Source organism: Aeromonas sp. Marseille-Q7275, assembly GCF_965119515.1.
In genome coordinates, this window is sequence record NZ_CBCPLW010000019.1 from 47,513 (window position 1) to 62,034 (window position 14,522).

At 57.6% G+C, this 14,522-nt stretch carries 11 protein-coding genes; 9 read left to right on the forward strand and 2 right to left on the reverse strand.

The genetic code is table 11. The features are described from left to right. Positions 1–8 precede the first annotated feature (8 nt). The 7 genes from ACWPWQ_RS16830 to ACWPWQ_RS16860 all read left to right on the forward strand — a co-directional run bounded on the left by ACWPWQ_RS16830 (position 9) and on the right by ACWPWQ_RS16860 (position 11,990). Entirely contained in the window at positions 9–686 is a 678-nt protein-coding gene (locus ACWPWQ_RS16830) for a hypothetical protein (protein ID WP_454010306.1), read from the forward strand. A gap of 2 nt (positions 687–688) precedes the next feature. Then, positions 689–1,069 carry a hypothetical protein gene (locus tag ACWPWQ_RS16835; RefSeq protein WP_454010307.1) on the forward strand — a complete coding sequence of 127 codons (381 nt, stop codon included), beginning with the start codon at positions 689–691 and terminating at the stop codon, positions 1,067–1,069. After that, positions 1,069–1,329 carry a bacteriocin gene (locus ACWPWQ_RS16840; protein ID WP_043133153.1) on the forward strand — a complete coding sequence of 87 codons (261 nt, stop codon included), beginning with the start codon at positions 1,069–1,071 and terminating at the stop codon, positions 1,327–1,329. Before ACWPWQ_RS16835 ends, ACWPWQ_RS16840 begins: the two co-directional genes overlap by 1 nt. Before the next feature lie 11 nt (positions 1,330–1,340). Then, positions 1,341–2,741 carry a hypothetical protein gene (locus ACWPWQ_RS16845; protein ID WP_454010308.1) on the forward strand — a complete coding sequence of 467 codons (1,401 nt, stop codon included), beginning with the start codon at positions 1,341–1,343 and terminating at the stop codon, positions 2,739–2,741. 130 nt (positions 2,742–2,871) lie between these two features. Next, complete coding sequence (locus ACWPWQ_RS16850; protein ID WP_454010309.1) at positions 2,872–11,016, forward strand: LPD38 domain-containing protein; 8,145 nt, start codon at positions 2,872–2,874, stop codon at positions 11,014–11,016. A gap of 45 nt (positions 11,017–11,061) precedes the next feature. Continuing rightward, complete coding sequence (locus tag ACWPWQ_RS16855; RefSeq protein ID WP_454010310.1) at positions 11,062–11,808, forward strand: hypothetical protein; 747 nt, start codon at positions 11,062–11,064, stop codon at positions 11,806–11,808. Then, the gene (locus tag ACWPWQ_RS16860; protein WP_454010311.1) at positions 11,787–11,990 is read left to right on the forward strand and encodes a hypothetical protein; all 204 of its coding nucleotides are present in this window, start codon (positions 11,787–11,789) and stop codon (positions 11,988–11,990) included. The genes ACWPWQ_RS16855 and ACWPWQ_RS16860 overlap by 22 nt, the downstream gene beginning before the upstream one ends. Position 11,991: 1 nt before the next feature. On the opposite strand, the gene ACWPWQ_RS16865 is transcribed toward ACWPWQ_RS16860, so the two are convergent. Beyond that, entirely contained in the window at positions 11,992–12,519 is a 528-nt protein-coding gene (locus tag ACWPWQ_RS16865; RefSeq protein ID WP_454010312.1) for a hypothetical protein, read from the reverse strand. Between the two features lies 1 nt (position 12,520). Then, positions 12,521–12,862: an Arc family DNA-binding protein gene (locus ACWPWQ_RS16870; RefSeq protein WP_454010313.1), complete on the reverse strand. Its 342-nt coding sequence runs from the start codon at positions 12,860–12,862 to the stop codon at positions 12,521–12,523. Between the two features lie 432 nt (positions 12,863–13,294). On the opposite strand from ACWPWQ_RS16870, the gene ACWPWQ_RS16875 reads away from it, so the two are divergent. Both ACWPWQ_RS16875 and ACWPWQ_RS16880 read left to right on the forward strand, forming a co-directional pair. Further along, positions 13,295–14,095: a phage antirepressor KilAC domain-containing protein gene (locus ACWPWQ_RS16875; RefSeq protein WP_454010314.1), complete on the forward strand. Its 801-nt coding sequence runs from the start codon at positions 13,295–13,297 to the stop codon at positions 14,093–14,095. 255 nt (positions 14,096–14,350) lie between these two features. After that, a complete protein-coding gene (locus ACWPWQ_RS16880) occupies positions 14,351–14,473 on the forward strand; it encodes a hypothetical protein (protein WP_258039730.1) in 123 nt (40 codons plus the stop codon). Positions 14,474–14,522: the final 49 nt, after the last annotated feature.

The window sequence follows — 14,522 nt, forward strand, 5'->3', positions numbered from 1 at the left end:
GGTGGGTGATGGGGAAGGGCGGTTCGAACGAAATCAAGGAGACCGAGGCTCAGAAGGCTGCGGCCGATGTGGCGATGGAGCAGTGGGGTCTCTACAAGAACGACCTGCAGAAGTACGAGGACATCTTCATGGAGAAGGTGGATGACCTCAACAGCGAGGGGGAGTTCGACAAACTGGCTGGCACTGCGTCGCTGGGAGCGGCAAAAACCTTTGGCGACGCCAGAAAGGGGCAGGCCGATGCCATGGCTGCCAGCGGCATCGACCCGACCAGTGGGCGGTACCAGGAGACGATGGCCGGGCTTGAGACGGATCAGGCCCTGAGCCAGACGGACACGGCCAATCGAGCGCAGTCCAGCCAGCAAGATAGGCATGTGGCTGGCCTCAAGGATGTGGTGAGCATTGGCGCTGGGCAGAAAGCGGAGTCCCTGGCTGGCATGGGGGATGTGGCCACAACCAGCCTGCGCAAGTCGGTGAATGATGCGCAGATCTCGTTCCAGAATCGACAGGCCACGGCCGGCATGGTGGGTACTGTGCTGGGGGCTGGGGCGTCGTATGGGCTGGCCAGCCTGAAAGCGCCGACGGTTACCAGCAACAGTGATGTTGCATCACATCTCGATAGCACCAAGACGCTCGCTGATAACCGCGTCTATAACCCCAACGCAAAAACGTATTTGGGAGGTAGGTAACCATGGGTTACGCAGCAGACACTTACGCCAAAATCACCCGTGAGCAGTACCAGGACTGGAAGACTCGCTTCTATCCCAAGCAGCAGGAGCTGATGGATCTGGCCACCAACGGCGAGCTGCTCAGGGAACAACTGGGCCGGGTGGGCGAGAACAACACCAACGCCTTGCGCTCTGCTCAGCAGGCCACGGCCAACCGCAATGCGCGAATGGGGCTGGGCACCAGTAGCAATGCCAACGATAACAGCCAGGGGCTGCGCATGGCCCTGATGACGGCGGGTACCGAGAACGGGCTGCGTGAGCAGGAGCAAGCTCGTCAGATGGGGATCCTGACGGGGGCTGACGCCGGGTTACGCGAGGCAATCAAGACAGGGGGGCAGGGCTGATGGGCTATGGCATTTTGGATATTGGCGCCCAGACGCGCCAACAGGGGATGGCCGGGCTGCGTGATGCAGCCAACCGTGAAGATGAAATTGAGGCTGGCAACAAGCAGCTCAAGGCGCAAGAGAAGCAGGCCAAAATGTCCGCAGTGGGGACAGGGGCGGCCACTGGCGCGATGATCGGCGCGTCTTACGGGTCGGCTGGCGGCCCTGTCGGGGCGATTATCGGCGCGGGTGTGGGCTTTCTGGCAAGCAGCTTATTTTGAGGAGAGTGGGGATGGGCATTTCAGGATTGGCCGAAGGCTTTCTGGCCGGGTTCAACACCATGGACCGCTATCAGCGTGGCCAGAAAGAAGATGAGCGGATGGATAAGGCCATGAGCCTGCGGGATGCCATGTGGCAAAACGAGCAGGAGCGGCAGAAGGTGGCAGACGAGCGCTACCAGGGGGAGCTGGAGTACGGCAAGGGGCGCGATAAGCTGGCTGATGCCCGTTATGATCGACAGCTCGCCCTGACCGAGCGGCAGGTGAAATCGTCCGAGGCGCGCGCTGGTGCTGCTGAACGGCGTGCCACAGCACAGGAGGCTCGCCAACAGCAGGAGTATGAGTGGCAGAAAGAGCAGCGGAATAAACAACTCTTCCAGCAGGAGAATTTGCCGATCATCCAGTCTGGTTGGCAAGCTGTGGCCGAGGGCAAAGACCCAGGCCAGCAATTTTGGGGGGTAGTGCGTGATCCGCGTGCAGGCTCGTTCAACCCTGAGCGCTATCTGCAGCAGGATTATGCCGAGGCTGGCAAGACCTTCGTCACCTATGCTGGAAACCTGGTGCGCCAGGCACAGGAAGGAAAACTGGACCCCAGCACGCCGGAAGGGCACGCCGCGGTCAACAACCCGCAATTTATCAAGGCCGCCGGCACCCTCTACCAGGATGAAGTCAGCAAAGGGGTGGGCGATATCGACCCGGAAAGCGGCAAGACCATCACCGACAAGCAGTTGAACAACATCATGATCACCCCGGACGGACGTGGCGTGGTGTTGGGGGTGGAAGTCACCTATGACGACGGTAGCAAGGCTGTTCGCCCGGTCACCAACAACCGCACCTCGGCACCGGATGATCATCCCAAGGTCATCCCCATCAACGACTTCCTGAAGCCGGCCTACCAGCGGGCGGCCCTGGCCAAGCACATGATTGGCAATGCCGATCAGCTGCGCACCTCTCTCGGCCTGACCGCCGGCCCAGACCAGGCTGGCTACAAGAAGGCGGTCACCGAGCTTGAGAAGCAGCATGGCCAGAACAAGGCGCGCATCTCTGCCAGCAATGCGGATGATAAGGATCTGCAGCAGGAAGCGCTGGACGCCCAGTTTGAGCAGAGCAAGGCGGCGCTGGCGGACACCTACAGCATGGCCAGCAAGGCCGATGCGCCCAAGCAGGAGGCCCCCATCAAGGAGTGGACCAGCGGCGATCCCGAGCGCCTGCAGTTCGTGAAGGAGGCCAACCAGCATGGTAAGCTGAGCGGTCTGCTGGATAACCCCACCAGGATGAATACCGCCTTTGAGCTGTGGCGCCAGCAGGCGGCCAAACAGCGGCAGACTGAGCAGGCAGCCGTCACGGCCAATCGACTCCGCGACACGGAGACCAACGCCTATCAGGCAATGAGCCTAGCCCAGGCCCGCCGATAGTTGCCTTTCACCCACCCCAGCGTTAGCATCTCTCCATCGTCGGTCAGTCTGCATGCTGATCGCCCCATCTCAAAAGCCCTGATCGGTTCGCCGCTCGGGGCTTTTCTTTTGCCCGAAAGCCGAGGACACCATGGACAAACCTGGACTGCGTGACGCCCTGCCACAACCGCGACAATCTGACACTCGTAATGACCCCTTCTGGAGCTCGCTCGATAGCAGCCTGTCTGCCGCAGCGGCTGCAACACCCCAACCATCCGAGCCTGTAGCCAAACGTGATCTTGATGTCGGCCTGGGCGATGTCGCCCGCGGGGTGGGCGCTGGCGCACTTGATCTGGTGGGCGGCATTGGTGAGCTGGCACGGCAGGCAAGCAACTTCGGCAAAGAGAATGCCGGGAAGCAGGGGGGCGACTACCTGGATCAGTCCCGCGCCAACTTGGCGAGCAAACTCAGTCCTGTGCTGGACTTCGTTGCGGGAGCGGGTGATCTGGCAAAGTCTGGCGCCGAGTCGCTTTCCGAAGGTATGAGCCCTGATGCCAAAGAGGCCATGAGCCGCCGACTGGTCGATGAAACGCCGGAGGGACGCTTGACCCTGGGGGATGGCGCGGGGGATATCGATGTCTGGGCCATGAAGATGGCGCAGGGGGTTGGCTCCTTGCTGCCGACACTGGCGGCAGGCGGGGTGACAGGGGTGGCAGCCAAAGCCTCTATTGGCCGCGCTGTCACCGCATCCATGGTCAAGCGTGGCGCGACCCAGGAGATAGCCGAAGCGGTTGCCGCCAAGGCCGTGTCCAAAATTGCCACCGGCGCCGCCGTCACCACTGGTGCGACCGGGTCAGTCGGCAGTGCGGGGGTGAACACTCGTGACACCGTGCTGGGCATGAGCTTTGACGAGCTGGCGGCCAGCGACACCTTCCGCCAGTCCTTCACTCGCATCGACCAGGACCAGCAGACTGAGCACCTCTCCGATGAGGAGAAGCTGGCGCTGGCCCGGGAAGAGACGGCGAACCTAGCCAGCCGCGCCACCATGAGCGACGCCAAGACCTGGGGCGCCGCCGCCATGGGCTCCATGATGGGCGACGCCATGCTGTTCAAGATGCTGGCTGGCAAGGCGGCCACCGGTGGCGTGCTGAAAGGCGCAGCCAAAGGGGCCATGGGGGAGGGTGTGGGTGAAACCCTGGAGGAGGGGGTGCAGCAATACGCCGTCAACGAATCCCTCAACGAGGTGGCCGCCGCCGATATCGACCCGATGAAGGGGGTCATGTCGAGCGCGATCGAGGGCGGCTTGATAGGGATGGGGACAGGTGGTGCGGTAGGTGCTGTCGGTGGGGCGCGAGGTAGTAAGCATGCCGGCCCAGAGGAGGACGTAGGAACCGATCCGGTTTCAGAACCTTCCGCGACGGTAACGGAGGAAGCAGCAGGCCCCGCAGGGGATCCGGTCTCTGCATTCGGTCCACAGGAGGGTGGCGAGCAGGCGCCCTCCGCCACACAGGCTGAGGGAGATCTGAACCCGCTCGGTCCCAGTGGGAGCCAGTTTGACGAGCTGCGTGATGTTCCCGCCTATCTGCGTCAAGACGATACCGCTGATCGCTACAAGGGGATGGCGGCTGATAGCGAGGTGCAGCGCGCCTTGGCGGGTGAGTTCGGCCAGACCGTGCAGGATCTGGTGGCCACCCAGATGCAGGCGGGTGATCAGGGCAAGAGCCTCTATGAGCGAGCTCAGGCCGGTGAGCTCGGGGTTGACCCTTTCGCTGGCAATAAGAGCGCCCAGCAAGTGGCTATGGAGAACCAGCGCCTGGCGCTGCCGCTCAAGGATGTTATCTTTGCCGGTGATGCCAATGCCAAGCCCAAGGGAAAGGCGGTTGCGGCACCGGGTGATCATGATGATCGTCAGGCCGGCACCGGTCCGCAGTATCGAGGAAATAAGCGCACCCACTGGCAGAGTGGGCAGGAGGGGGATCTGCTTCCGCCAGAGGCGGCCACCGCCAACCCTGCCGGCGAGCTGCCGGGAGCCGTGGTCGATGGCGAGGCCCGTGAGGTGGGCACCGAGTTGCCTCACCGAGACGTGATTTACGGTGCTGACCAGCGCCAACGGGAGGCTGGGAAATCCAACGGTAGTGAGCAGCAAGCGCAGCCACAGGGCAAAATGCCGGCCCAGATCGGCAAGTCGGATATCATCTTCGCCAGTGGTAAACCCGGCTCCGACACCCGGAATAGCGCGTACACCCCGCCGCGCCTGTCCCGCGACCAGGTTGATAACACCCTGGGGGAGGAGTCCACCCGGGATCCGCGTTCCCCAGTCAGGCAATCCATCGTCAAGGCTGGCAGCGCCACAGATAGCGTGTTTGGCCCCCTGCAATCTCTGCGCATTACCCGCAAAGGCAAGCCGTTCGCCAGCGAGAAAGAGGCCGCCATAGCCAGCCGCAAGGGTAAGGAAACCCCGGTTCCGCTCAATGGCGGCGGCTTCGGGGTGGCCGAGATCGCCGAAGTCGAGCAGGTGAAGGCGGCTGCAACCACGCAATCAAGCGCCCCACAACTCGACGACATCAGTGTCACCGACCCGAATCAACCATCTGATCAGCCAGTTGCAAGCGTAAGCGCTGAAACAGTTCCGGCACCGTCTGCCACAGCGGGCGAGGCCAGCCAATTAGTACCAGCTATCGATACCGGATACCGCGAGGTGATCCCCGTCAACCAACCCCAGACAGAGGTGAGCAATGAGCCAGTTACCCCAGTACCTGCAATCAGCAGTGAAGGACAACGCGATCAGCCTGGCGCAGGCGATCCGGTTGCAACAAGTGTTGGACCAACCCCTGCCGAACTCGCGGAACGAGCTGGACCCGGAGATCCGGCAGATGGCACTTCTCTTGCACCTGTACCTGTTACCCAACCAGGAGAGGAAAATTCACTGACAGCCCCGGCACCTGCCGGGGTTGCTGTATCTGAAGAGGCGCAAGCTGAACAGGCTCGCACGACTGCCGGGCCAGCGGCGGCGCCGACACCCTGGTCGGAGATGATTGATAACCCTGATGGCACCATCACCCTGAAAGGCGAAGTGCCGATCATCAAGCAGTGGGCTAAGGATAACGGCGTGAAGGCGATCCCGGGTAAGGGTGGCCTGGTAGTAGCCAAGTCGTTCACTGCCAAGGTGCGAGGCCTTACTGCTCCGGCCGCCAATGAGCCTTCGGCACTGGTCGAGGCTGCTCGAGGTGGGGTAGTTCCGGAGCCAACCGAGGTAGATCTTATTGATCGCGACTTGCTGAAGGAGCATGCCGGACGCTGGAAGTACCGATCTGCTGTTGGGGCTGGCTGGTTTACCTCCAACACCAAAGAGGGCGCTATTGACAGGGCGCGGGAGGCCTACCGGAGGGCTTTCGAGAAGGGGGACCCCGTGCCGACTCGCGAGGAGCGCTGGGAACAGTCTGAGCGCGAGTTTGCTGGGCGCATGGACAACCGCTTTGGCGGGATGACCATAAATGAGTTGGAAAAACGCCACCAGAACCTCGGCGGTACCATTGCGGATTTGCAGTTGGCTGGTCGGCACGAGATGAATGGCAATGGTGGGCGTCGCACCGGTGCCGCAGTAGCCAATGAGGGGGCTCGTCAGGCAGGCCAAGAGAAGATGGATCTCGAGCGTTATATCCAGTTGCGCCGTGATCGAGAAGAGATGGCAGGCAGTGCGCCGGCTCGGATGATAGAGGCGGCTCGCTCCGAGGTTGCGCCGGAACCCACCGAGGCGCAGAAGGAGGCGGGGAACTACAAGAAGGGCCACCTCACGCTGCAGGGGTTGGATATTGCGCTCGAAAACCCCAAGGGATCCACCCGTTCAGGTATTGACCCGGATGGCAAGGAGTGGCAATCCACCATGGCCCACGACTATGGCTATATCAAGCGTACCCTGGGGGCGGACGGCGATCATGTCGATGTGTTCATCGGCGATAAGCCGGATAGTGAGACGGTCTATGTGGTGGACCAGGTGGACCCCAAAACCGGGAAGTTTGACGAGCACAAGGTGATGATGGGCTTTGCCGACGAGCAGGCCGCCCTGGAAGGCTACCTTGGCAACTACGAGGCGGGCTGGAAAGGACTGGGTGCCATCAAGGCGATGCCGGTGGAATCGTTCAAGCGCTGGGTGAAGGAGGGGGATACCACCAAGCCAGTCGCCAAGAAAGTCCGCATGTCTCAGCAGCGGGAGGGACTGTCCGCTGACGATGTGGCTCAGATTGTTTCTGACTTTAGACGTGAGTATAAAGGGGCTCAGTCACTCGACTTTATTGTTGGTCAAACTCAAGAGGACCTTTATGGACCAGAAGGCAGCCCCGAGCAAATTGGATGGCGGGATGGGGGATACCTCCCCGGCAAGCAGCAAGTCCACCTCATCGCAGACAGCATCACCCGCAGAGCCGGGCGTCAGGGTGTTCACGAAGGCGCAGGGGGAGAAAGAGGGGTATCTGGAGATCCCCGTCTTTTACAGCAGAACAGACCTGCGCCACGAAATGAACAGGGTATGGGAGGAGTTGAAAGAGCAAAAGCGGAAGTCGTCTCTACGTTACGTCATGAGGTCCTGGGTCACTATGGCCTGGACACGTTTACGCCTGAAAATAAGCGAGCTCTCCTCCAAAAGCTGAGTGATGCCAAAAGTGAGAAATGGCTTGCTCCTGCCTGGTCAGAAATCTCCCGCCCGGAGATGTATGGCGATAAAAGTGAGCAGCACCAGGCGGAAGAGGTGTTTGCCCACCTTACTGAAAACGAGTTGCCGTCGCGCACCATCCAGGCATGGAACGGTATCAAGACCGAGTTCTCCCGCATGTTGCGCAAGGCCGGTTTGGCAAAGGGCCCCATCAAGGAGCACGAGCTCGATAGCCTGATCCGGGCTGTTGGTGAAGGCATTCGCAGCGGAAAGCGCACCCGCCAGAACATCCGCACGGGCGAAGAGGTGATCGGCAAGCAAGCCGATGAGCCAGCCAAGGACGACAAGCCTGAACGCATAATCCGCTTCTCAAAGCAGGCAATGGCACAAGGGAACAAGCCGGCCAAGCACCTGACCCGTAAAGAAGCTGAGTTGGTTTCCCATGGTTGGTTCAAGCAGTACCGGGGGGCGAGCGGCATCAAGGTGCAGATCCACTCCACCCAGGGGGAGCTTGAAGGGGCCCTGGGGCTGGATGCCAAGGAAGGATTGATCCGTCGCGCGGCGTTTGACGACGATGCCGGCACCCTGCACGTAGCTGCGGACACCATTTCTGACCCCAAGCGGATGCGCGAGATCCTGCGGCATGAAGTGCTGGCCCACTACGGCCTTGCCAACGTGCTGGGCGACGGGGAATACACCAAGCTGATGAGCCGCCTCATCCAGTCGCAGAAGGACCCCAGCATGAAGCCGGTGTGGGACTGGGTAAACACCCATTACGCTGACGAGGACATCGGCACCAAAGCCGAGGAAGTGGTGGCTCATCTGGCGGAATTGGAGCAGGGGGCCTGGGGCCGTGGTTGGGATCGGGTGGTTGCCATGATCACCAAGGCGCTGCGGGCTGTCGGCTTCGTGCCGGATGGCATCACGGCTGCGGAGACCCGCTCTCTTATCGAGGGGCTGGGTAAAAAGTTGCAGCGGACTGGCCCAGAGGACAACGGCCCTGATGGTGGCAAGAAGTTCAGTCAGGAGGATGCACAGGCGCCGATCAAGAAAGGTGGTGTCAGGATGAGCCAGACGGCCACCGCCGCAGACAAGGCTATGGGAAAGCTGAATCTCGGCGCAAAGCCCGACATCATCGACAAGACCAAAACCAGCCTTAACAAGCTCCGTCAAGTTGACCGTGGCGTGGTCAGCTCATGGGTAGATCGTGTCATCAAGAAGGCCAACACCGAGGTGCTCGATGCGCTGGCCCCCATCAAGTACGCCGAGGACGCAGCCGGGATTACCGATGCTGCCGATTCCGGCTACGTGGCGGCACGGATGGCGACTGGTGCTGCCTCTACGATGCAGGCGACCATGCTCTATGGTCTGCCGGAGTGGCGGGATGGAGTGATCCAGCGCAAGGCGGGTACTGGCGAGAAGGATGCGCTGCTGGGTATCTTTTCCGACCTGGGCATGGACCTGCACAACTGGCTGGGGTGGATGGCTGGCCACCGGGCCGAGCTCCTGATGGAGCAGGGCCGCGAGAACCTGCTGAGCGAACAGGACATTGCTTCCCTCAAAGGGCTGAGCAAGGGTAAGGAGAAGGTCTTCCTTGAGGCCAAGGCGCGCTGGAACCGGCTCAATGCCGCCACTCTGGACCTGGCGCAAGAGGCGGGCCTCTTTACCAAGGAGGCCAGGGCCGAGTTCGAAAGCGAGTGGTATATCCCCTTCTTCCGTGAGTCGGAGGATGGCGACGTGTTGGCCCCCTTCAAGCCAAAGGGGATTGCAAACCAGAATGCCGGCATCAAGAAGCTCAAGGGCGGAGAGGCCAACACCGCCGATCTGCTCGAGAACATCTTCACCTCCACATCCAGTCTGATCGACGCCTCCATGAAGAACATGGCAGCCCAAAAGACCGTTTGGAACCTGGCTGACACCGGCATCATCGAGGTGGTTGCCAAACCCAACATGATGGATTGGCGTGCCCTTAAGAATGGGAAAGACCTGATCACCGTGAAGCTGGAGGGGGAGGACTACATGATCCGGGTTGAGGATCCGGACCTCTATCGCGCCATGACCTTCTTCGACCGCAAGCCGTTCGGCACCATGGTCAATATGGCCGCCAAAGCCAAGCGCCTGCTCACCGCCGGGGTGACAGCCTCACCGGAGTTCATGCTGCGCAACTTCTTGCGCGACTCCCTCTCCAGTTGGGCCATCAGCAAGGACGGCTTCAAGCCGATGATTGACTCCATCAAGGGGGTGAAAAAGACCCTGACCATGGATGGAAGCACCATCGATGTGATGTTCAGCGGAGCCTCCTTCCTGGGCGGCTACGTGAATGGCAATGACCCGGAGGCCATGGCCGATACCGTGCGTAAGTCGCTGCGCCGCAAGGGGATGACCCCGGAGCAAATCGCCCGCTACGAGAAGAGCATCATCCGCAATGCGGCGCATGCCAAGGGTGTGGTGGCTGACGCATGGGAGAAATACAGCAGGGTGGGTGAGGCGGTTGAAAACGGTAACCGTGAGGCGGTCTATGACGCCGCCATCAAGGCCGGCAAGAGCCACGCCCAGGCGGCGTTCGAGTCGAAGGATCTGATGGATTTCTCGATGTTGGGGGCATCGCGCACCATGCAAGTCATGACCCAGGTGCTGCCGTTCTTCAATGCCCGGGTGCAGGGGCTTGGCAAGCTGACCCGCGAACTGCGAGACAACCCGCGCGCCATTGCCAAACGTGCAGGCATGATCACGGCAGCGAGCCTGGCACTACTGGCGCACAACTGGGACGACGAGCGCTATGAGGAGCTACCGGACTGGGACAAGGATGCAAACTGGCACTTCTGGCTTGGCGAGCACCATTGGCGGATCCCCAAGCCGTTCGAGATTGGCGTGCTTTTCGGCACCATTCCCGAGCGCATGGTGCGGGCCCTGGGCGACAAGGATACCGGGTCTCAGTTTGGGAAGGCCGTGGCCAGGGCGATTGGCGACACCTTCGCCCTCAACCCGACCCCCCAGATCGTCAAGCCGATGGTGGAGGCAGCCTTCAACTATGACAGCTTCCGGGGAGGTCCTATCGACGGCCCGCAGGATCTGGCTGTGATGGCAGAGGCTCGCTACAACGAGCAGACCAGCCTGTTGATGCGCGAGCTGGGGGAGCTCACTGGCTTCTCGCCCAAGCAGCTTGAGCACCTGGTGATCGGTTACACCGGCACCATGGGCAGCTATGTGATGGCTGCCGCTGACGGCGTGATCCGGGCTGCCCGACCTGGGGAGTCTGCAAGTTGGCGGGCAGACGAGATCCCGCTGGTGAAAGCGGTGTACCGCGGTACTGGCCCTGCAAAGTCCACTCAGCACATGGAAGAGTTCTACCGGATGCTGAACGAGGTGAACCAGCTCAAGCGCACAGTGGACCAATACCGCAGTGAAGGGCTGACCGACAAGGCGAACGAGCTGCTGGAGGAGCAGGGCGGGATCTTGAAGTCACGGCGAAGCCTGAGCCGTACCCAGCAGCAAGTGCGTGTGGTGCGCAACAAGATTGAACTGATCCAGCGTGACCGCACCATGGCGGCAGAGGAAAAGCGCCGGCGCATTGACGAGCTGCTGGCACGCCGCAATGACCTGGTGTATCAGGCAGTCAACAAAAATCGTTTGCTTTGGGGGGAATAATAGATTTGACTCCTCAGAAGTAGATGACATTTATCTGGAGCCGTAATGGATTACGTTAATCATTGGAATGAATTGTTTTATATATATAAGCAGTGCAGTCGCATTGGTTTGTTGCAGCGTAATGGGCACTCCATGTGGTATATATCAGGCATGACATTATATGCAGTAATGTCATTTGGTGTCTTTTGGGGAACTTATGGGAGCGCATACAACTTAGTGGCAACTATTTTTTCTGAGTTTTCACTCGCTTTGCTCGTAGGCCATATTCTTTCTTGGAAGAATGGCAGGGAGGTTGGAGAGTGCTCAATGTTGCCCGCATCTGAAAGAGAGTTGTATGCACGCTATCGTATGTTCAAATCGGATTTTAAAGAGAATAGCGTACTGTCTAACCTTCCTATAAAAGACTTACTGGAATGGAATGATGCTAGGTTTAAAAAAATTGATATATCCAGTGTTTTTCATAACCCAATCTTCATATTGTTCTTATCTACAATTACATCATTGGTTGTATCCACGGAACTAGTTAAAAGTAATGGCAATTTTGTTTTTTCCCTTGTGGTTTTCTTCTTAGGTGGGGTAGTACCACTACTTTGGCTGATGCAAGACTACTTGCACTCAGAAAAGAGAAAATATTTCAATATTTGCAAATTTCTAAAGTGGATAGAGATTGAGAGTGAAGTTGAGGGCAGCAAGGTGCTCCACAATTCCGGCCCTGGTTTGGTCACAGAGATTGGAGGTAGAATTAGGTCTTTCTCTAAAAGGAAAAGACCATGTGGATACTGCTCGCGCTGATAATGATGGTGGTGGCGCTGAAAGCGTTCAGTTTCAGCTTCACCCTGGCACTTATTCCTTTTGCTGCAGGGGGCTGGTGTTTCAGCAAATCCAGCAGGAGTGATCTGGATGACTTTATGGCATTCAGCTTTTTCATTGCCCTGGTTGGATTTGCAATTGCTGTAATTGTTCAGCTAGCGTGATTTATTTCTTTGTGTTGATTAGAAATATTGATGTAAGGCCGGCAAGCGCTACCAATTGGATAAAAAGTCTCTCTACGTCGATGGTTACACCGGTGTTAATTGTTAACCCTTCGGTGGATGGAGATATATAAATTAGTGAGTATCCAGCAGGAGTCTCCTTCCTAGTCATGCTTGTGTTCACAACATACTTCCATGGTGGAACTACACACATCATTACAAAAATAATCATAGCTGAACTAAGGATGACAGTTCTCGCCTTTGAGTTAGACTTAATCTTCTTGGTTGAAAAATAGAAAACCAAAACAACAGCAGATATCGACAAAAGAGAGATTAATATTTTGGTGGGGTTTGAAAGTTTGGTATCAACCTCTATTTTGACAGATTTATCTTGGTTAAGTGATTCTTGGGTGATTTTACTATCTAAGTCACTCCAGAATTTATCCGCGCTTTCACTCGCAAAGGACGTAAATGACGAAGTGAAGAATGCCAAAAAAACAAACGCAGCTGTAATTAATTTTTTCACCACCAAGCTAACCCTCCTTATTATCACATTTATTTTTTTTCATTTCTTCCCTAACGAATTTAACAACATCACTAATATCTTCATTTAAATACATTGCATGAGCTTTATGAACTTCATCGCTTAATATAATGATGTTTGGCGGCAATGATGGGTCTGTTTCTGAATTGTAATTCTTTGGATATATATGTGAGATATGGTCGCCAGACTTAGATATATCTGACTCGATGCTACATTGAATTCTATGAATAATTTCCGCGTTCAGAGAGCGCCCCATGTTATCTGCGCTTTCTTGAAGGTATGAGCGCATATCATCAGGCATTCTTAGCGGGAAGGGTTTCGTTTGGGTCATTTTTGTTCCCGTGCTTATATGTAGGTATTTAAGCATTATCACCACTGATAATGGCTCTTATAGAATCACAAAGCAAAGAATCTATTTGACTCTGAATCATTTTGACTCTAGCCTGAGTGGAGGGGTTGAGGTGTTAACTCTCGTAACATTCATGAGTAAGCAACAACACAGGGGGATATGGTGAGCCACCAAGTACCACCAACATCAATCCGGCTGCCGGAAGATCTGAAGAAATGGCTAGGGCACAGAGCTGTTGATAACGGCGTAAGCCTGACCAGAGAGGTAATCTCCATCCTTTACACAGAGATGAAAAGAGAGAGTGGGGATGCAGAGAGAGAAGTGGCATGAGGAAAAAAAGAATTCGGCCCCAGCGGGTGCAACCGCCAAGGCCGAGGAATGTAAACCAAGCACGCAAATGATTGGAGTTACGGTATGACTATACAACAACAGTATCAGCAAACCAAAGTTTTGACAGGGCCGTTGAATTCCAAGCCGGTAATCGCCGGGGTGGAGATCACCACTGACGAGGCGGGGCGGTTCAACCTGAACGCCCTTCACCGGGCCAGTCAACTTGGTTCGAGCAAAGCCCCAGCTCAGTGGTTGCGCACCAAGCAGGCGCAGGAGCTGGTCGCTGAGTTGGAAAAGCAAACTGTGCAGATTTGCATAGTTTCCGTTGAAGGCCGCAACGGCGGTACCTTCGCCCACGAGTTGCTGGCGATCTCCTATGCCGGATGGATCAGCCCCGCCTTCCAGCTCCATGTCAATCAGGTGTTTCTGGATTACCGCACCGGAAAGCTGGGCCCGGTCACCCCACAGCTGACTACCATGGAGATCCTGCAGATCGCCATGCAGTCCGAGCAAGAACGGCTGCGCCTGGAGGCCGCCAATCACGAGTTGGAACTGCAGATGGAGGCTGCCAAACCCAAGGTTGAGGCGCTGGAGAGGATCGCTTTGGCCGATGGCTCGCTGAACCTGACCGAGGCCGCCAAGGCGCTGCAACAGCAGCCGAAGAAGTTCAATCAGCACCTGTGCAGCCAGCGCTGGATCTACAAGCGTGCCGGCGGCAAGCAGTGGCTTGGTTATCAGGACAAGGTGCAGCAGGGGCTGGTTGAGCACAAGGTGACGATGGTTCCCTTGGCTGATGGAGGTGAGCGCCTTTTTGAGCAGGTTCGCATCACCCCGAAGGGGCTTACAAAGTTGGCTCAGCAGTTCAGTGTTGGCGGTGTGCAATGAGCGCCGCCCAACTGCAAGCCGAGCTAACCGCCCTGTTGGTCGAGCTGGAGGTTATCGACCTCTGCCCTCAGGAGCGCAGGGCACTTGTTGACAGGATACAGCGGATGATGCCTGACAAGGCTGACTGATACTGATGGGGCCGCGGCCCCATTTTTAATACCCAAACCAGTCCGAAAATGATAAATTCAAGAAGTTCACTGTATGGGTATACAGTGTTTCACAGTCGAGAGACTGGGAGAGCAAGGGGGAGATCGGATGGAATCACTACTAAGCGAACTGGAAGAGTTTGTTGAGACGCTGGACCTGGCGCCTGAGGAGGAAAGCAAGATCGCGCGCATTCTGGAAAAACTTCGCGATGAAGCCACCGTGTCAGCGTGATGCGGAAGGATTCGGATTGGCCCGCCACTGTGCGGGCTTTTCTATGCCT